At 66.0% G+C, this 17,928-nt stretch carries 15 protein-coding genes; 8 read left to right on the top strand and 7 right to left on the bottom strand.

The window, feature by feature from the left end; genetic code table 11:
* Window positions 1–2 precede the first annotated feature (2 nt).
* The gene (locus tag D1012_RS02185) at window positions 3–1,208 is read left to right on the top strand and encodes a DUF1501 domain-containing protein (RefSeq protein ID WP_118149677.1); all 1,206 of its coding nucleotides are present in this window, start codon (window positions 3–5) and stop codon (window positions 1,206–1,208) included.
* Window positions 1,209–1,298: 90 nt separating this feature from the next.
* Window positions 1,299–2,015, top strand: coding sequence for a GNAT family N-acetyltransferase (locus D1012_RS02180; RefSeq protein WP_118149676.1), 717 nt, complete (start codon window positions 1,299–1,301; stop codon window positions 2,013–2,015).
* Window positions 2,016–2,023: 8 nt separating this feature from the next.
* On the opposite strand, the gene D1012_RS02175 is transcribed toward D1012_RS02180, so the two are convergent.
* The gene (locus D1012_RS02175) at window positions 2,024–2,749 is read right to left on the bottom strand and encodes a response regulator (protein ID WP_118150030.1); all 726 of its coding nucleotides are present in this window, start codon (window positions 2,747–2,749) and stop codon (window positions 2,024–2,026) included.
* 187 nt (window positions 2,750–2,936) lie between these two features.
* Between D1012_RS02175 and mce the strand changes: the two genes are divergently transcribed.
* From mce to D1012_RS02160, 3 genes are read left to right on the top strand one after another with little or no spacing between them, the layout of a single operon-like run.
* On the top strand, window positions 2,937–3,341 hold the full coding sequence (gene mce, locus D1012_RS02170) for a methylmalonyl-CoA epimerase (protein ID WP_118149675.1): 405 nt from the start codon (window positions 2,937–2,939) through the stop codon (window positions 3,339–3,341).
* Window positions 3,338–3,622, top strand: a complete 285-nt coding sequence (locus D1012_RS02165) for a DUF1467 family protein (RefSeq protein WP_118149674.1) — start codon at window positions 3,338–3,340, stop codon at window positions 3,620–3,622. The genes mce and D1012_RS02165 overlap by 4 nt, the downstream gene beginning before the upstream one ends.
* A complete protein-coding gene (locus D1012_RS02160) occupies window positions 3,619–4,101 on the top strand; it encodes a GNAT family N-acetyltransferase (protein WP_118149673.1) in 483 nt (160 codons plus the stop codon). Before D1012_RS02165 ends, D1012_RS02160 begins: the two co-directional genes overlap by 4 nt.
* On the opposite strand, the gene D1012_RS02155 is transcribed toward D1012_RS02160, so the two are convergent.
* From D1012_RS02155 to D1012_RS02145, 3 genes are all read right to left on the bottom strand, one after another.
* Entirely contained in the window at window positions 4,077–4,928 is an 852-nt protein-coding gene (locus D1012_RS02155; RefSeq protein ID WP_354002023.1) for a DMT family transporter, read from the bottom strand. The two genes, D1012_RS02160 and D1012_RS02155, sit on opposite strands and share 25 nt — an antisense overlap.
* A gap of 124 nt (window positions 4,929–5,052) precedes the next feature.
* Window positions 5,053–5,664, bottom strand: coding sequence for an aminotransferase class IV family protein (locus tag D1012_RS02150; protein ID WP_199489425.1), 612 nt, complete (start codon window positions 5,662–5,664; stop codon window positions 5,053–5,055).
* Window positions 5,622–6,761, bottom strand: a complete 1,140-nt coding sequence (locus tag D1012_RS02145) for an aminodeoxychorismate synthase component I (protein WP_118149671.1) — start codon at window positions 6,759–6,761, stop codon at window positions 5,622–5,624. The genes D1012_RS02150 and D1012_RS02145 overlap by 43 nt, the downstream gene beginning before the upstream one ends.
* A gap of 363 nt (window positions 6,762–7,124) precedes the next feature.
* On the opposite strand from D1012_RS02145, the gene carB reads away from it, so the two are divergent.
* Window positions 7,125–10,508 carry a carbamoyl-phosphate synthase large subunit gene (gene carB, locus D1012_RS02140; RefSeq protein ID WP_118150028.1) on the top strand — a complete coding sequence of 1,128 codons (3,384 nt, stop codon included), beginning with the start codon at window positions 7,125–7,127 and terminating at the stop codon, window positions 10,506–10,508.
* 187 nt (window positions 10,509–10,695) lie between these two features.
* On the opposite strand, the gene D1012_RS02135 is transcribed toward carB, so the two are convergent.
* Window positions 10,696–11,229: a TetR/AcrR family transcriptional regulator gene (locus tag D1012_RS02135; protein ID WP_118149670.1), complete on the bottom strand. Its 534-nt coding sequence runs from the start codon at window positions 11,227–11,229 to the stop codon at window positions 10,696–10,698.
* Window positions 11,230–11,321: 92 nt separating this feature from the next.
* Here D1012_RS02135 and D1012_RS02130 point away from each other — a divergent pair, with 92 nt between their 5' ends.
* Entirely contained in the window at window positions 11,322–12,854 is a 1,533-nt protein-coding gene (locus tag D1012_RS02130) for an MFS transporter (RefSeq protein WP_118149669.1), read from the top strand.
* 45 nt (window positions 12,855–12,899) lie between these two features.
* On the opposite strand, the gene D1012_RS02125 is transcribed toward D1012_RS02130, so the two are convergent.
* Window positions 12,900–14,699, bottom strand: a complete 1,800-nt coding sequence (locus D1012_RS02125) for a flavin-containing monooxygenase (RefSeq protein WP_118149668.1) — start codon at window positions 14,697–14,699, stop codon at window positions 12,900–12,902.
* A 54-nt stretch (window positions 14,700–14,753) separates the two neighbouring features.
* On the bottom strand, window positions 14,754–15,824 hold the full coding sequence (locus D1012_RS02120; protein WP_118149667.1) for a 2,3-butanediol dehydrogenase: 1,071 nt from the start codon (window positions 15,822–15,824) through the stop codon (window positions 14,754–14,756).
* A 229-nt stretch (window positions 15,825–16,053) separates the two neighbouring features.
* Here D1012_RS02120 and D1012_RS02115 point away from each other — a divergent pair, with 229 nt between their 5' ends.
* Window positions 16,054–17,907, top strand: a complete 1,854-nt coding sequence (locus tag D1012_RS02115) for a sigma-54-dependent Fis family transcriptional regulator (RefSeq protein ID WP_118149666.1) — start codon at window positions 16,054–16,056, stop codon at window positions 17,905–17,907.
* Window positions 17,908–17,928 lie beyond the last annotated feature (21 nt).

Below are 17,928 nucleotides of genomic sequence, written 5' to 3'. Positions count from 1 at the left end.
CCATGGATCGCCGACTGTTTCTCAAAGGGCTGACCGGCACCGCCTGTTCGCTCGCCGCGCACCCGTTGATGACCACCGTGACGCTGGCCGCGTCCGATGGCAGCGCGCCCTTGGGCGATCACCGGCTGGTCGTGGTGATTCTGCGCGGCGGGATGGATGGGCTCGATCTGGTGCGCCCCTCCGGCGATCCGCTGCTTGCCGGTTACCGCCCCACGCTTTCTGCCCCCCAAGGCCCTGATCTTACGGGGTATTTTAGCCTTAACCCCATGCTCGCGGGCCTGATGCCGCTGTGGCAGGCGGGTCAGTTGGGGTTTGTCCACGCCACCTCGACTCCCTACCGCGATCACCGCAGCCATTTCGACGGCCAGGATATTCTGGAGGCCGGCACCGGGCTGGATATGCCCGACGGGTCCGTGCGCGATGGCTGGCTGAACCGGATGCTGCAAGCGGTCCCCGGCTTGCGGTCGCAGACCGCCTTTGCCATCGGGGCCGATTCGGCGCCGGTGCTGCAGGGACCGGCACCGGTCAGCAATTGGCAGCCCGATGTGCGGCTGGATCTGTCGCCGCAAAGCCGTCTGCTGCTGGATCACATTTACCACGATGACGCGCTGTTCCGCGAAGCCGCGACCGAGGCCGTGTCTCTGACCGAACGCATGGATCTGGCCCGGATGAACGGCGCGGCGCCGCCCACCGTCGACAAGGGGCGGTTGGCCGAAACCGACCGGCTGACAGATTTCGCGGCCGAGCGGTTGCGCGACGACACCCGCATCGCCGCCTTTTCGCTCAATGGTTGGGACACCCACCGCAACCAGTCCGGCGGTAGCACCTTGCCGCTGCAGCGGCTGGAGCGGGTGGTGCTGCGGCTGGCAGATCAGCTCGGACCGCAGATCTGGGGTAAGACGCTGCTGCTGGCGATGACCGAATTCGGTCGTACCGTTGCCGAAAACGGCACCAGAGGCACCGACCACGGCACCGGCGGCGCAATGCTGATGGCAGGTGGCGCGCTCAAGGGTGGGCAGGTCATGGGGCGGTGGCCGGGGCTGGATGAGGCCGCGCTGTATCAGCGCCGCGATCTGATGCCCACGTCCGATGTGCGGGCCTGGGCGGCCTGGGCGATGCGCGGCATGTATGGTCTTGACCGCAACCTGCTTGAATCCAGTGTCTTTCCCGGTCTGGCGATGGGGAGCGACCCCGGTTTGCTGGCCTGATCCAGCCCCCGCAAGGTCCGGCAACAATGCCCATTGCACCCCGCCCTGCAGACAGGACATAACCTGCGCAGGATCAACAGGGACGCGGCAATGCACAGACAGGCACCACAAGGACAACTGCTCGCAGACTGGACCCCGCCACCCCATCCGCCCGCAGGCCTGACGCTGCAGGGCAAACACATCCGGCTTGACCCGCTGGAGGCCGATGATCACGCGGCCGACCTGTTCGCCGCGTTTTCCGGCCATGATGCGCTGTGGGATTACTTGCCCTATGGCCCGTTCTCCTCGGCCTCGGCCTATCACCGCTGGGTCAAGGATCATCAGGGCCGCAACGACCCGGTGTTCTTTGCCCTCACCGAAACCACCACCGGCCATGCGGTTGGGGTCGCCTCTTATCTGCGCGTCGCGCCAGACTCGGGCAGCATCGAGGTTGGCCATATCTGCCTGTCGCCTGCGCTGCAACGCACGCCTGCCGCGACCGAGGCGATGTTTCTGATGATGGACTGGGCGTTCTGCGCCGGATACCGCCGCTATGAATGGAAATGCAACGCGCTGAACCTGCCGTCGCGCCGTGCCGCGCAACGGCTGGGCTTCAGCTATGAGGGCATATTTCGCAACCACACCGTCAGCAAGGGCCGCAACCGCGACACCGCCTGGTTTTCGGTGATCGACAGCGAATGGCCCGCGCTGCGCGAGGCGTTTGCCGCCTGGCTTGCCCCCGCCAATTTTGATGCGACCGGCCAGCAGCGCGAGCGCCTGTCCGATCTGTCGCAACTGGTGCGCGCAGCCTCGGACCCGGGCCTGTAACCAGCCGGTCAAAACCGTGCCCCCTGCCCCAACCTCAGGTGCACCAGACGGTGCAACTGCGGCAGCGCTTCGGCCCGCAGGGCCGCCGCCGCCGCCGCTTCGGCCAGATCGGCATCCCCGGCACTGCGCGCGACCCCGGCGACAAACCGCGCCAGATAGCCCCGGCCTGCCGCGTCCGGTGCCAGCGCCATCAGCGCCGCCGCATGCGCCAGATCATCGCGCAGCGCAAGCGGATCAACCGCCGCATCCGCCGGCCCCTCATCATCGCGCGCCGTCAGGGCAAAGCGCCCCGGCATATGGCGCAGGATCGCCCGCTGAAACGTGCCTAAACCCTGCAACGGTTTTTCCAGAAATCCCTTTGCCCCCGCCGCCAACGCCAATCCCCGGCCGTCAGGGTCACCGGAAAGGCCCAACACCACCGCCACCCGCCGCGAGATCGTCAGATCGCGGATCAGCCGGTCGCCACGCCCGTCCGGCAGGCCCAGATCGACGATCGCCACATCCGGGCAATAGGTGCGCAGATGCGCCTGCGCATTGGCCATCGAGTGGGCCCGCCGCAATCGGGCACCTGACCGCTGGCACATCAGGCGCAGCGCATCCGAGGCAAAGCGGCTGTCTTCGACCAGCAGAATCGTCACCCCGGACAAGGGCAGCGCCCCCCCCTCCGGCGCGACCACGCCGCGCGGCAAAAAGGTTGGCATCACGGCAGCATCAGGTGAGACGGGTACAGGCATGGCGATCCCCAAAGCCGCCCCCAACAGCGGCAAGCCCGATCAGACACCCAAACCGGCTAAAATTCGGTTAAAACCGCCCTGAAAGCAGGCCCCGCCGCAGCGGAAATGCCCCCTGCGGCGGTTCGGCCCCTTGCCTGATGCCGCCGCCCCGCCCATAACCGCGAAGACCTGCCCAAAGGAGATGCCCATGATCGGCCGCTTGAACCATGTCGCCATCGCCGTGCCCGACCTTGTCGCTGCAAGCGCGCAATATGCCGGCACGCTCGGCGCTGCCGTGCGCCCGCCGCAGGACGAACCTGACCATGGCGTGACCGTGGTGTTCATCGACCTGCCGAACACCAAGATCGAGCTTTTGTATCCTCTGGGCGAAAACTCCCCGATTCAGGGCTTTCTCGACAAGAACCCGGCAGGCGGCATTCACCACATCTGCTATGAGGTCGAAGATATCCTCGCCGCGCGCGACACGCTCAAGGCGTCGGGCGCGCGGGTGCTGGGCACGGGCGAGCCGAAAATCGGCGCGCATGGCAAGCCGGTGCTGTTTCTGCACCCCAAAGACTTCAACGGCTGCCTGATCGAACTGGAGCAGATATGACCATCACCGCCGCCGCCGTTCTGTTCGCCGTTGTCTGGTTCATGGTGTTCTTCATCGTGCTGCCGCTGCGCCTGACCACCCAAGGCGATGCCGGGTCGGTCGTCCCCGGCACCCCCCGCAGCGCGCCCCGCGATGAAATGGTGGGGCGCAAGGCCAGGATCACCACGCTGTTCGCGATCATCGTCTGGGGGCTGCTGGCAGGCATCATCACCTCTGGCACCATCTCGGTGCGCGATTTCGACTGGATGGGCCGCATGCCGCCCGTCACCGCCACCCCATGATCCGCGCGCTGGATCCGGCCGGCGACCGCGCCGCCGTTTCCGCCCTGCTGACAGAGGCGCAGGACTATTACCACCTGTGGAAGGGCCGCGCCCCCGGCCTTGAAGAGGTCGATGATTTCTTCACCGGCGCGCCGCTGCCTTCCGACTCCGCCGCCACCTTGCGGCTCGGCCTGTTTGTGGGCGACCGGCTTATCGGCCTGGCCGAAGTCTTCTTCGGCTTTCCCACCGCGTCAGACGCCTACCTCGGCCTGATGATTCTGGCACCCGACACCCGCTCCAACGGCCATGGCGCGCGCTTTCTGGCCCAGATCGAAGACCGCTGCCGCGCGGCTCAGGCGACAAGTCTCTATCTCGCCGTTCTACAGGCCAACCCGCGCGGTGCCGCCTTCTGGGCCCGCATGGGCTTTGTGCCCACCGGCATCAGCCGCGACGACACCGAATACGGCCACACGCTTCATCGCCTGGTCAAACCGCTCTGAGCACTGGCAATCGCCACGCCGCTCAAAATCACCGCCGAGGCCACCCAGAACCGTCCCCCCACCGCCTCGCCGATCACCACAGCACCGCCCAGCGCGGCCAGCACCGGCACCGTCAGCTGCGCCACCGCCGCCCGCGCCGCGCCCAGACCGGGTAACACCGTATACCACAGCGCATAGCCCAGACCACTCGTGACCGCCCCCGACAGTACGGCCAGCCAGACGCCCGCCGCCTCCGCCCGCATCCCGCCCCAGATCAGCGCCACCCCAACCACCACCGGCACCGCCAGCCCGAAATTCCACGCCGTCGCCGCCAGCGCATCGCTGGCCCCGCGCCCGGCCAGCGAATAGATGCCCCAGCCGATCCCCGCACAAGCCATCGCCACAGCCCCTGCCACCGGCACCTCTGCCCCACCGGGGGCCACCAGCCCCACCAGCCCGGCAAAGGCCAGCCCCGCCCCCAGCCAGCGCCGCCCCGGCACCACCTCCCCCGACAGCACCGCACCGCCAAACATCGTCACCTGCACCGCCCCGAACAGGATCAGCGCGCCGATCCCGGCCCCCAGCGCCAGATAGGCAACCGAGAATCCGACCAGATAGACCACCAGCCCGGACACCCCGGCCAACCGCCCGCGCGTGCCCGGCCAGACCACGCCCCCGCGCACGCCCAGCAGCAGCGCCAGCATCAAGGCCCCCGCCACCACGCGCACCGCCGCAAAGCCAAGCGGATCAATCCACCCCGCCCCCACCGCCATCCGGTTCAGCACCGAATTGGCCGCAAACGCCGCCATTGCCAGCGCCGTCCAGCCAAACACCCGCACCGCGCTCATGGCGTGCACCTTTCTGAAATACTCCCGCCGGAGGCTCCCGCCCTATCCACCCAACATCACCTCAGCCACACGGACTGCCCCCCGGATTGCTGCTTACCAAATACTCCCGCCGGAGGCGTCCGCCCTATCCAACCCACACCGCCTCAGCCATCCCGCGCAGCGCATTCCCAACCCACAACCGCACCCGTGGCAGATCCTCCGCCAGCAGCACTTCCTCCACACACGCCAGCTCCGCCCGCAACACCCCCGGCAACAGCCCGCAGGCCAAGGGCGGCGTCCGCAGCCCCGCGCCGCGATCAAAGAACAGCGTGGTGATCGTCCCGTCACAGACCTCTCCCCGCTCGTTCTGAAACACCAGCTCATCAAAGCCCGCAGGCAACCCCGCCCGCGCCCGGTCATAAACAGCCCGCCGCGTCGATTTCACCCTCAGCCACGGGTCGCCCGAGCACAACCGCTCCGCCGCCAGCCCCAGCCGCCAGAGCATCAGCGGCGCAGGCACCGCGCCCGCCTCAAGCTCAACCGCCCCCGCCCGGTCCAGCGTCAGCCGCAGCCGCGCCGCCTGCCCCTCCGGACCCCTCACGTCCAGCAAAGGCACCGCCCAGCCCAAAGCCGCCGCACCCGCCGTCAGCCGTGCGACATGCAGCGGCCAGCGCGGCACGCAGGCCCCGTCCCACAGCATCGTCTCGATCAGCTTCAGCCCCGGCGTGTCAGCCCCACAGCAAAGCGTGTTTTCCACAGTGCTTCCTCCCATTCCCCGGCTTCGGTAGAATCAAACACCACGCCGCCGCCAACATTCAGCAGCACCTCGCCATCCGGCCAGACCCGCGCCGTGCGGATCGCCACCGACCAAGCCTGATCCCCCGAAGGTGCCGCCCAGCCCACAGCCCCGCAATAAACCCCGCGCGGCTCGGCCTCGACCTCGGCGATGATCTCCATCGCGCGGATCTTCGGCGCCCCCGTCACCGAACCGCAGGGGAACAGCGCCGCCATCAGCCCCGGCAGACCCGCGCCGGACAACAGCCGCCCCTGCACGCGCGAACTCATCTGATGCACCGTGGCAAAGCTCTCCACCGCATAGAGCTCCGGCACCTTGACCGAGCCGACCTCTGCCATCCGCGCAATGTCGTTGCGCAAAAGGTCCACGATCATCAGGTTCTCGGCCCGATCCTTTTCGCTGGCCTGCAACGCGGCCGCCAGCCCGGCATCCTCGACCGGATCATCCGACCGGGGCGCGGTGCCTTTCATCGGGCGGCTCTCAATCACCCCGCCCGTGACGCGAAAGAACAGCTCCGGGCTGCGCGAGACGATCACCGGCCCCACCCCCAGATCGACAAAGGCCCCATAGCCCACCGGCTGCCCGGCCCGCAGTGCGCCATACAGCCCCAGCGCCGTGCCGCCCAGCAGGCGCGAGGCCAGCGGAAAGGTCAGGTTGATCTGATAGCAGTCGCCCGCCACAATATAGCCCTGCACCCGCGCAAACGCCGCCCCGTACGCGTCACGCGTCACACCGGGCACCATTGGCTCCAGCCGCACCCCCCGTCCCTGCTCCGCCGCAGCGGCCAGGGCAGCCCCTGCATCCTCCGGCCCGTCAAATGCCGCCAGACAGACCAGCGGCCCGCGCCGCCCCTCGGGCATCTGCGCGCGCAAGCGCGGCTCCAAGGCATACCCCGCCTCATAGGCGATATATCCGGCTAGCCACGCACCCGCCGCCCGCGCCGCTTCCGCAGCGGCAAGGCAGTCCGCCACGTCATCCGCCTCCTGCGCCACGAACACCCGCACAGCCTGCGAAAACGCAACCGCCCGCCCGCCCGGCCCATGTTCAATGACAATCATCGAAATCCCCCGGCATCGCCCGAAATCAATCCGTTCCCCAGCCCCAGCCTCTAGCACGCAACCCCCTGCCGGAACAGGCGGCAAGCGACGCATTCCGGCCCCGCCACTCCCCCCCTGCCCCGGTCATCGCCGCATTTGCGGCCCCGGTAGGGCGGGGTTCACCCCGCCTGTCGCCCGGCAATGGCGGGGTGAACCCCGCCCTACCCCATATGCCCCGAAAACCGCGCCCCCAACCGACCCTTTCGCAAAGGGTTGCGCCTTGGCCCGCAACCCCCTAAACCCCCGTCAATTTGCGAAGACTGCACGAATCCGCGACCCGGTGTCACCGTGGGCCGCGATCAGCCATGGACAGGGGCCACCAATATGCCGAAAAGAACCGACATCAAATCCATCATGATCATCGGTGCAGGCCCCATTGTCATCGGTCAGGCCTGCGAATTCGACTACTCCGGCGCTCAGGCCTGCAAGGCTTTGCGCGAAGAAGGCTACCGCGTCATTCTGGTGAACTCCAACCCCGCCACGATCATGACCGATCCGGGCCTTGCCGATGCGACCTATATCGAGCCGATCACGCCCGAAGTGGTGGCCAAGATCATCGAGAAAGAACGCCCCGACGCTTTGCTGCCCACCATGGGCGGCCAGACCGGGCTGAACACCGCGCTGGCGCTCGCTGATCTGGGAATATTGGAAAAGTTCAACGTCGAGCTGATCGGGGCCAAGCGCGAAGCCATCGAGATGGCAGAAGATCGCAAACTGTTCCGCGAAGCGATGGACCGGATCGGGCTGGAAAACCCCAAGGCCACCATCATCGCCGCCCCGAAACTGCCCAACGGCAAATACGACATCAACGCCGCGATCCGTGAGGCGATTGATACCCTCGACTACGTCGGCCTGCCCGCCATCATCCGCCCCGCCTTTACCCTTGGCGGCACCGGCGGCGGCGTGGCCTACAACCGCGACGATTATGAGGCGATCTGCCGGAGCGGCCTTGAAGCGTCACCCATGGCGCAGATCCTCGTCGACGAATCCCTGCTCGGCTGGAAAGAGTTCGAGATGGAAGTGGTCCGCGACACCGCCGACAACGCCATCATCGTCTGCGCCATCGAAAACATCGACCCCATGGGCGTGCACACCGGCGACTCGATCACCGTCGCCCCGGCGCTGACCCTGACGGATAAGGAATACCAGATCATGCGCAACGGCTCCATCGCCGTGCTGCGCGAGATCGGGGTCGAAACCGGCGGATCGAACGTGCAATGGGCGATCAACCCCGCCGATGGCCGCATGGTGGTGATCGAAATGAACCCGCGGGTCTCGCGCTCCTCGGCCCTCGCGTCCAAAGCCACTGGCTTCCCCATCGCCAAGATCGCCGCGAAACTCGCCGTCGGCTACACGCTGGACGAGCTCGACAATGACATCACCAAAGTGACGCCAGCCAGCTTCGAGCCGTCCATCGACTACGTGGTCACCAAAATCCCGCGCTTCGCCTTCGAGAAATTCCCCGGCAGCGAGAACAACCTCACCACCGCAATGAAATCGGTGGGCGAAGTGATGGCCATCGGCCGCACCATCCACGAGTCGATGCAAAAGGCCCTCGCCTCATTGGAAACCGGCCTGACCGGCTTTGACGAGATCGCCATTCCCGGACTGGCGCCTCCCTCCCCCCTCGTGGGGGAGGGCCGGGGTGGGGGGGCGCTGTCATCAGACGCCCGTGCCGCCATCTCCAAGGCGCTGTCCTTGCAAACCCCCGACCGCCTGCGCGTCATCGCCCAAGCCATGCGCGACGGCTTCACCGACGACCAGATCAACGCCATCACCTCCTTTGACCCGTGGTTCCTCGCCCGTATCCGCGAAATCATCGACGCCGAAGCAACAATCCGCCACGACGGCCTGCCGCTCGACGCCACCGGCCTGCGCAAGCTGAAAATGATGGGCTTCACCGACGCCCGCCTCGCCACCCTGACAGGCCGGGATGAGGCCCAAGTCCGTCGCGCCCGCCGCAACCTCGGCGTCACCGCCGTTTTCAAACGCATCGACACCTGCGCCGCCGAGTTCGAGGCGCAAACCCCCTATATGTACTCCACCTACGAATCCCCCGTTATGGGCGATGTCGAATGTGAAGCCCGCCCGTCAGCCGCCAAGAAAGTCGTCATCCTTGGTGGTGGCCCAAACCGCATCGGTCAGGGGATCGAGTTCGACTACTGTTGCTGCCACGCCTGCTACGCCCTCACCGACGCGGGCTATGAAACCATCATGGTCAACTGCAACCCCGAAACCGTCTCGACCGATTACGACACTTCCGACCGGCTGTATTTCGAGCCACTCACGCTGGAACATGTCCTCGAAATCCTGCGGGTGGAGCAGGACAACGGCACCTTGCATGGCGTGATCGTGCAATTCGGCGGCCAGACCCCGCTGAAACTGGCCCAAGCCCTCGCCAACGAAGGTATCCCCATCCTCGGCACCACCCCCGATGCCATCGACCTTGCCGAAGACCGCGAGCGCTTCCAGCAACTGCTGAACACCCTGAACCTGAAACAACCCGTCAACGGCACTGCGCGCAGCCGGGATGAGGCCTTCGCCGTCGCCAAACAGGTCGGCTATCCCCTCGTCATCCGCCCCTCCTTCGTGCTGGGTGGCCGCGCGATGGAAATCATCCGCGACGACGCCCAGCTGGAGCGCTACATCCGCGAAGCCGTGCAGGTCTCCGGCAACAACCCGGTCCTGCTCGACAGCTACCTCTCCGGCGCTATCGAGGTCGACGTTGACGCCCTGTCAGACGGCCAGAACGTCCATGTTGCGGGCATCATGGAGCATATCGAAGAGGCCGGCGTGCATTCCGGCGACTCCGCCTGCTGCCTGCCGCCGCACTCGCTGTCGGCTGACACCATCGAAGAACTCAAGACCCAGACCATCGCCATGGCCCGCGCCCTCAACGTGGTCGGGTTGATGAACGTGCAATTCGCGATCAAGGACGGCACCATCTACGTCCTCGAAGTCAACCCGCGCGCCTCCCGCACGGTGCCTTTCGTCGCCAAAGCCACCGACTCCGCCATCGCCGCCATTGCCGCCCGCCTGATGGCCGGTGAGCCGATGTCGAACTTCCCGCTGCGCACGCCCTACGCCTCCGGCGTCGGCCCCGACACCGCCCTGCCGCTCGCCAACCCCTTCACCCTCGCCGACCCGATCACCCCGTGGTTCAGCGTGAAAGAGGCGGTACTCCCCTTCGCCCGCTTCCCCGGCGTCGACCCCGTCCTCGGGCCTGAAATGCGCTCCACCGGCGAGGTCATGGGCTGGGACCGCACCTTTGCGCTGGCCTTTTTGAAGGCGCAAATGGGCGCAGGCACCATCCTTCCCGAATCCGGCCGCGTCTTCCTGTCGGTCAAGGACATGGACAAGAGCGAAGCCCTCGCCTCCGCCGCCCGCGACCTCGTGTCGATGGGGTTTGAGATTGTCGCCACCAAAGGCACCGCCAGCTGGCTGGCCAGCGTCAGCGTCGCCACAACCCCCGTCGCCAAAGTCTACGAGGGCCGCCCCAACATCGTGGACCGCCTGAAAAACAATGACATCGCGCTGGTCCTGAACACCACCGAAGGCACCCAGGCCATCAACGACAGCCGCGACATCCGCCGCGTGGCCTTGATGGACAAGATCCCCTACTTCACCACCGCAGCCGCAAGCATCGCCGCCGTGGCCGCGATGAAGGCCCGGGGTGAGGGGTATGGCGTGCGGACGTTGCAAGGCTGATGCAGGGCGGGGTCACCCCGCCTTGCATCACGATGGCGTGTCTGATCGTGACCGACCCGGCCATGCCGCGGTATAACTGCACGGGCCGGGTGTTGCTTTGGCCCGGTGTGCAAACCCTGCATCGCTTTGCGCTCTGCCAGCAGAGTGCCAGGCGAGGGCACTCCGGTTCGGCGCACAGCCATAACAGTCAGGTCAGGCGGGCCAGAACCGCCTCGACATCATCGACGAAACCTGCCCAGCTTCCATCCTCGTCGATGCCGACGATCCGGAGCAAGAACAACCCCTCGACCGCCAGAAACGCCACACGGGCAGCCTGAGCCTCGGGGGTGGCCGCGCCGAGGCGGTCGAAAATTGCGTGATACCAACGGCGGGTTTCGCGCAGGTTTTCCGGGTCTTCGATATAGCCGATCATCAGCCCGGCCATCTTGGCATTCATCGCCTGCTGCGACGCCCGCATCGCTTGAATGTATTGCCGGACCAGAGCGGGCGCATCAAGCGACTCATCGGTTTCCAGCAGCGCGTCAAACTGCTGTGTCCAACGCTCGATCAGCGCCCGCACCAGATCATCCTTTGAGGCAAACGAATACTGCACCCCCCCCTTTGAGATACCTGCGGCACTGGCCAACGCCCCGATGGTCAGCGCTTTTGCGCCCTCTGTGCGGACGATGTCTTCGGCCACATCCAAAAGGCTGTCGCGGGTGATGGTTGGTTTTCTGCCCATGAGTCTGGTCTGTGCCCTGTCATAAAACTTTGCGATTGAAATCCATACGTATGTATTTACATGGACAGACGCAATGACTTCTAAGGTGAACCATGTCTGTGTCTTCTGTTTCTACTCATGCTGCCGACCCGAAACGCTGGCTGGTACTGGTTGCGGTCATGCTGGCGTTTTTGCCGGTGGTGCTGGATATGACCATCCTGCATGTCGCGGTGCCGACGCTGACACAGGCCCTTGGCGCCACCAATACCGAGGTGCTGTGGATCATCGACATCTATCCGCTGCTGATGGCGGGGCTGCTGGTGCCGATGGGCACGCTGGCCGACCGGGTGGGCAACCGGCGCATACTGCTGACCGGGCTTGTGGTATTTGGCATCGCGTCCAGTCTGGCCGCCTTTGCCCCCAATCCTGCGATGTTGATCGCCGCACGGGTGCTGCTGGCGGTCGGCGGCGCGATGATCATGCCCTGCGTGCTCGGCATCATCCGGCGGACGTTTGAAGACGAGTCTGAACGGGCGATGGCGCTTGGCCTGTGGGGTATGGTCGGTGCGGCGGGCGCGGCCATCGGGCCGCTGGTCGGCGGCGCGTTGCTGGAGCATTTCTGGTGGGGCTCGGTGTTTCTGATCAACGTGCCGGTGATGCTGGTGGTTGCCCCGGCCTGCTATTTTCTGTTGCCGCGCGTCGAAGCGGTGACGCCGGGCGCATGGCCGATTGGTCAGGCGATCCTGCTCATTCTGGGCATGATCTCGGTGGTTTACGGCATCAAGGCCGGGTTCGGCGGCACCCAGCCTCTGACCGTGGTGGCGCTGGTTCTGGGCTTTGGCCTTGTCATGCTGGTGCTGTTTGGCCGCAAGCAGCTGCGCTCGGCCACACCGATGCTGGATCTGTCGCTGTTCTCGCATCCGGCCATCGTGGCGGGGATGATCATGGCAATCGTGGCGACCGGCGCTTTGGCCGGGGTTGAACTGACGCTGGCGCAAGAGCTGCAATATGTGCTGGGCAAGTCCCCGTTGCAGGCGGGCATTTTCATGATCCCGATCATGGCGGCGGCGGCGGTTGGCGGCCCGGTCGCGGGCAAGCTGACCACGATATTCGGCCTGCGCCATGTTGCCAGCCTGTCGCTGCTGATATCGGCGGGCGCTTTGGCGGGGCTTGCCTTCCGTGACTTTCATCAGCCGGGGGTGATGGTGCCGGTCTTTCTGGCCGTACTTGGCCTGACACTCAGTATCGGGCTCACCGCCTCGTCCATCGCGATCATGGGCTCGGTCGAGGCCAGCAAAGGCGGGGCCGCAGGCTCACTGGAGGCAACGAGCTATGAGCTGGGCACCGGGTTGGGGATCACCTTGTTCGGAGTGTTCATGTCGGGCATCTTTGGCCGCACCATCACGCTGCCCGAGGGTCTGTCGCCCGAACTGGCGGTGCAGGCGGCGCGGTCGATCGGCGACAGCTATCTGGTGGCGCAGCAACTGGCCGAAGCTCCGGCAGCGGCACTGATCGCGGCGGGCAAAGAGGCGTTTTCGACCACGCATGCCGTGCTGCTGACCACCGCCGCCGGGCTGATCGGGGGCTTGTCGATTGTCGTGTTCTTCCTGCTGGCCAGCTATCGCAACACCGGCAGCGACCACTAGCACATCGCCGCGACCGGCACCCGGTCGCGGCGTCTGCCTGTCCTGTCAGCTCAGGTGATGCGGCGGGTGCAGACCCCAGACCGGCGTCTCAAGCCCCGCCTGCCGGGCCTTGAGCTGTAGCGCCAGATAGCGCGAGTAGTGCCGTGACTGGTGCAGGTTGCCGCCATGGAACCACAGGCCGGGCTGCATCGTGGGTTTCCACATATTGCGCTGCTCGCCTTCCCATGGGCCGGGGTCTTTGGTGGTCTCTGACCCCAGCCCCCAGCATTTGCCAACCTTGTCCGCAACTTCGGGGCTGATCAGATCCGCCGCCCATCCGTTCATCGAGCCATAGCCGGTGGCATAGACCACCAGATCGGCGGGCAGTTCGGTGCCGTCGTCCAGCACCACAGCGGTTTCGGACAGATGGCTGATGCCCTTGCCCGATTGCAGCTTGATCGAGCCGTCGATCACCAGATCACAGGCGCCGACGTCGATGTAATAGCCCGACCCCCGCCGCAGGTATTTCATGAACAGCCCTGAGTCATCATCCCCGAAATCGAGCAGGAAACCCGCCTTTTCCAGCGCCGCATAGAACGCGGCATCGCGGCGCTTGATCTCGTCGTATTGCGGCACATGAAAGCTGGCCATGATCTTGTAGGGCACCGAGGCAAAGATCATGTCGGCCTTGTCATGGGTGATGCCATTGGCGACCGCCTGTTCGGAATAAAGCCCGCTCAGGCACACCTCCATCAGACTGTCGGATTTGACGATATGGGTCGAGGAGCGCTGCACCATCGTCACATCGGCGCCCTGTTCCCAAAGCGCCGCGCAGATGTCATGCGCCGAGTTGTTGGCACCGATCACCACCACCTTTTTGCCCTTGTAGGCATCCGGGCCGGGGTGCTGGCTGGAATGCTGCTGCTCGCCCCGAAACACATCCTGACCGGGGATCACCGGCACATTGGCCTTGCCCGACATGCCGGTGGCCAGCACCAGCTGTTTCGGGTGCAGCGTCACCTCTTCGCCGTTTCGGTCAACGACCACGGTCCACTCGCCCTTGGTCTCATCATACTGCGCGGATTTCGCCGTGGTCGAGGACCAGTAGTTCAGCTCCATCACCTTGGTATACATCTCCAGCCAGTCGCCCACCTTGTCCTTGGGGGCAAACACCGGCCAGTTGTCGGGAAACGGGATATAGGGCAGGTGGTCATACCAGACCGGATCATGCAGGCAGAGCGACTTGTAGCGCTTGCGCCACTGGTCGCCGGGGCGTTCGTGCTTGTCAACGATGATCGTCGGCACGCCCAGCTGGCGCAGACGCGCGCCAAGCGCGATGCCGCCCTGACCGCCCCCGATCACCAGCACATAGGGCTGATCCTCATAGCCCAGACGGCGGGCCTCGTCTTCGCGCTTTTCCTTCCAGGTCTTGCGGTTCGGGTCATGGCCATGCTCGGCCCCCATCGGACGGCGCAGCTTGCGCGGTTCCTCATGACCTTTCAGCTCGTGCAGCGTGGTCAGCAGGGTCCAGATCCGGCCATCTTTCATCCGGATATGCCCGACACCGCGCCCCGCAGCGGTTTCCAGCACCAGCCAGCCCTCGGCCACCCCGTCAGCCTCGGTCACCGTCTCGGCCGGGTCCAGCGTCAGCGCCTTTGGCGCGATCTGCGCCAGCTGCGCTGCCGCCATCGCGCGGATCTGCGCCGCGCCCTCACTGGTGTTCAGGTTCCAGGTAAAGGCCGCAAGGTCGCGCCAGTAGCTGTCGGTTGCAAACAGCGCGGCAACCGCGTCGGCATCCTGCGCAATCAGCGCGCGTTCCAGATCCGCAACCAGCGCCGCCAGTTGCGGATGGGTGGTATCAAGCATGGTAGTCCTCCCTTGGTGTAAATGGCACCGCCCCTCCCAAGGCGGCACGTGGTGTCAGGTCAGATCAATCAGGATCTTCAGATGCGTGCCCGCCGGGTCGAGCAGGGTGTCGAACCCTTCAGCCACCGCCTCCTCCAGCCGGATCTTTTTGGTCACCACCTTGCTGGCCGGGATGGCGCCGGTCGCGATCAGGTCAATCACCCTCGGCCACAGATGTGTCGGGTACGCCCAGGATCCGCGCACATCGACATCCTTGAAGGTGACGGTAAACCAGTCCAGCCCGCTGTTGCCCGGATGCAGGCCGACCTGCACGATGACGCCCTGTTTGCGCACCGCATCCAGACAGCTGCCAAGCGCCTTTTCATTGCCGACACATTCCAGCGCCACATCACAGCCGACCCCGCCTTCGGTCGCGGCCCGGATGCGCGCGCCGATGTCGTCGCGTTTGGGGTTCAGGGTGATGACGCCGGGCAGAATGCGCTGCGCAATCTCCAGCCGGGTGTCGTTCAGGTCCGACACGAACAGCGTCGTGGCACCAAACGCCTTGGCCGCAAGCAAGGTCAGCATGCCGATCGGCCCGGCCCCGGTCACCAAAACGCTGTTGCCCGCCACAACGCCACCGCGGTCGCAGGCATAGACCGCCACCGCAGTCGGCTCGACCAGCGCCGCCTCTTCATCGGTCAGGCTGTCGGGGATTCGCACCACGTTGTAATCGTTCAGCAGCGCCGCCTCGGCCATGCCACCCGACAGCCAGCTCAGCCCCGCAAGCGCCAGATCGGGGCTCAGGTGGAACAGCCCGCGGTCGGCAAAGTAATCGCCCGAGCGCGGCATGATCAGCGGCTGCACCGACACCCGGTCGCCAGCGACCACATGGGTCACGCCTTCACCCACAGCGGTCACCACACCGCCGAACTCATGGCCCAGCACCTGCGGCCCCTGCGCGCCGGTAAAGGCATGCGGCTCTTTGGGAATAAAGATCGGCCCATAGGAATATTCGTGCAGATCGGTGCCGCAGATGCCGACAAAGCGGTTGCGGATCGTCACCTGCCCCGGTCCAGGGACAGGCAACGCGTCAATATCGTCAAGGCGCAGGTCTTTTGCGGCGTGAAAGCGAAGGGCCTTCATGTGGATTTCCTCCCGGTTTGGTCTGCCTCACGCTAGGGCTGTGCCACACACCACCAAACCGAATTAGGCCAATCTAACCTTTTCAATGCCTTAGACCGTCAGACTGTGGCGCAACCTGTGGCATCTGTGGCGGCAGCGTGCCACAGGCCATGCGACTCAAGTGCCATTCCCACCCGCCCCGCGATACTGTTAGGCTATGCCATCCGCCCTATCCCGAAAGGGGGACACGATGAACGCAGACCTGCACCACATCCGCGAGATCGAGGCCGTCTCGCAGGGGGCGCGCGCCGCCCGCGACCCGGTGGTGGTGCAAAGCTGGCTGCGCTGTCTGGAAAAGCACAGGCTGGACCCCGCGACACGGGCCGAGGCCTATATCCTGCCCGATGCCGAGTTGCGCCAGCACCGGCAGCGCAGCGAAGAGCTGATCGCCATCGCCCGCTCGGGGATCGAGAACCTCTATGCGCTGGTCGCCGGGCAGAACTATGTGCTGCTGCTGGCAGATCGCACGGGGGTAACGGTGGAGTATCTGGGGGATGAGGCGCAGAAATCGGCGCTGCGCCGCTCGGGCCTGTACATGGGTGCGGAATGGTCCGAGGCGCGGGCGGGCACCTGCGCGCTGGGGGCCTGTATCGAGACCGGCGAGCCCCTGATCATCCATCAGGACGATCATTTCGATGTCACCCATGGCGGCCTGTCCTGCACCGCCGCGCCGATTTACGATTCCGGCGGGCAGTTGACAGCTGTGCTGGATATCTCGCTCTTGTCCTCCCCCCGGCCAAGGGCCAGCCAGAGCCTTGCGCTGAACCTTGTGCGCCAGTCGGTGCGGCGGATCGAGATGGCGCACCTGATGGCAGAGTCGCGCCGCGAATGGGTGCTGCGCCTGTCGGGCAGCCCGGACTTTCTGGATGTTGACCCCGAGGCCGCGATCTCGCTTGATGGCGCGGGCCGGGTGATCGGCATGACCCATGGCGCGGCCCGGCTGATGGCCCGGGCGGGGGGTGCAGACTGGCGCGCGCCGGATCAGCTGATCGGGCGCAAGCTGTCGGATTTTCTGAATGTGCGGCTGGACCGGCTGGATGATCTGACCCGGCAACGCCCCGCCGCCGAACGCTTTATCGAAACCCGCGACGGCCATCGCCTGTTCGCCCACGCGATTGAGCCACGCCGCGCCCTGCCCCGCAACACCCCCGCCGCTGTGCCCCATATCCCCGCTGTCCTGCGCGACCTTGCGGGCGATGATCCGGCGATGGCGCAGGTGTTGCGCCGGGCCGCAGCACTCGCCAGCCGAACGCTGCCGCTGCTGATCGAGGGCGCGACCGGCACCGGCAAGCTGACCCTTGCCCGCGCCATCCACGCCGCCGCGCGCAATGGCACGGCGACCGTACTGCATTGCGCGGGCCTGTCGGATGCGGATGAGCCGATGATCTTTGGCCGCATCGACGGCCGCCGCCACACGCCGGGCCTGCTGGACCGCGCCGCGCGCGGCACGCTCGTGCTGGACAAGGTCGAGGAATTGCCCCTGCGCCTGCAAGCGCGGCTGCTGCAACTGGCATCCGAGGGCAGCTATCTGCCGGTGGGCGGGCTGCGCCCCATTACCCCCGGCCTGCGGCTGATTGCGACGGCGCAGGGAGATCTGTCGCGCGCGGTCGAGGCGGGGCAGTTCCGCCGCGATCTCTATCACAGTCTGGCCGGGGCCACGCTGCACCTGCCCGCCCTGCACGACCGCCGCGATCTGTTCTGGCTGCTCGACCGGATGCTGGCGCAGGCCTTTGGCCAGCTGGTCCTGCTTGCGCCCGAGGTGCCCGCGCGGCTGGCCGCCTATGCCTGGCCCGGAAACCTGCGCGAACTGGCACGGCTGGCCGAAACCCTGGCCGCCACCCTGCCCCAACCCCGGCTGGAACTCGCAGACCTGCCCCTGATGACGGCACCTTCACCGGGGTCGGGCAAGGAAAGCGTGTCGCTGCTGGCACAGATCCTGCACGAAACCGGCGGCAATATCTCGGAATGCGCCCGACGTATGGGCGTTGACCGCACCACGATTCACCGGCGGATGCGCCGAATGGGCCTTGGCAAACGGCGCTGATGACGTGCGCATCAGCGGCGC

Source organism: Pseudotabrizicola alkalilacus, from assembly GCF_003443995.1.
GTDB classification, from domain to species: Bacteria; Pseudomonadota; Alphaproteobacteria; order Rhodobacterales; family Rhodobacteraceae; genus Pseudotabrizicola; species Pseudotabrizicola alkalilacus.
Note: the sequence above shows the minus strand (reverse complement) of the source record. Positions and strands in the feature narration are given on the sequence as shown.

Bases quoted from the DNA above. Each gene is read 5' to 3' on its own strand.
- D1012_RS02135 (WP_118149670.1), bottom strand. From the start codon at position 11,229: ATGGGCAGAAAACCAACCATCACCCGCGACAGCCTTTTGGATGTGGCC.
- D1012_RS02175 (WP_118150030.1), bottom strand. From the start codon at position 2,749: ATGCCTGTACCCGTCTCACCTGATGCTGCCGTGATGCCAACCTTTTTG.
- D1012_RS02120 (WP_118149667.1), bottom strand. From the start codon at position 15,824: ATGAAGGCCCTTCGCTTTCACGCCGCAAAAGACCTGCGCCTTGACGAT.
- mce (WP_118149675.1), top strand. From the start codon at position 2,937: ATGATCGGCCGCTTGAACCATGTCGCCATCGCCGTGCCCGACCTTGTC.
- carB (WP_118150028.1), top strand. From the start codon at position 7,125: ATGCCGAAAAGAACCGACATCAAATCCATCATGATCATCGGTGCAGGC.
- D1012_RS02185 (WP_118149677.1), top strand. From the start codon at position 3: ATGGATCGCCGACTGTTTCTCAAAGGGCTGACCGGCACCGCCTGTTCG.
- D1012_RS02155 (WP_354002023.1), bottom strand. From the start codon at position 4,928: ATGAGCGCGGTGCGGGTGTTTGGCTGGACGGCGCTGGCAATGGCGGCG.
- D1012_RS02130 (WP_118149669.1), top strand. From the start codon at position 11,322: ATGTCTGTGTCTTCTGTTTCTACTCATGCTGCCGACCCGAAACGCTGG.
- D1012_RS02165 (WP_118149674.1), top strand. From the start codon at position 3,338: ATGACCATCACCGCCGCCGCCGTTCTGTTCGCCGTTGTCTGGTTCATG.
- D1012_RS02125 (WP_118149668.1), bottom strand. From the start codon at position 14,699: ATGCTTGATACCACCCATCCGCAACTGGCGGCGCTGGTTGCGGATCTG.
- D1012_RS02145 (WP_118149671.1), bottom strand. From the start codon at position 6,761: ATGATTGTCATTGAACATGGGCCGGGCGGGCGGGCGGTTGCGTTTTCG.
- D1012_RS02160 (WP_118149673.1), top strand. From the start codon at position 3,619: ATGATCCGCGCGCTGGATCCGGCCGGCGACCGCGCCGCCGTTTCCGCC.
- D1012_RS02180 (WP_118149676.1), top strand. From the start codon at position 1,299: ATGCACAGACAGGCACCACAAGGACAACTGCTCGCAGACTGGACCCCG.
- D1012_RS02115 (WP_118149666.1), top strand. From the start codon at position 16,054: ATGAACGCAGACCTGCACCACATCCGCGAGATCGAGGCCGTCTCGCAG.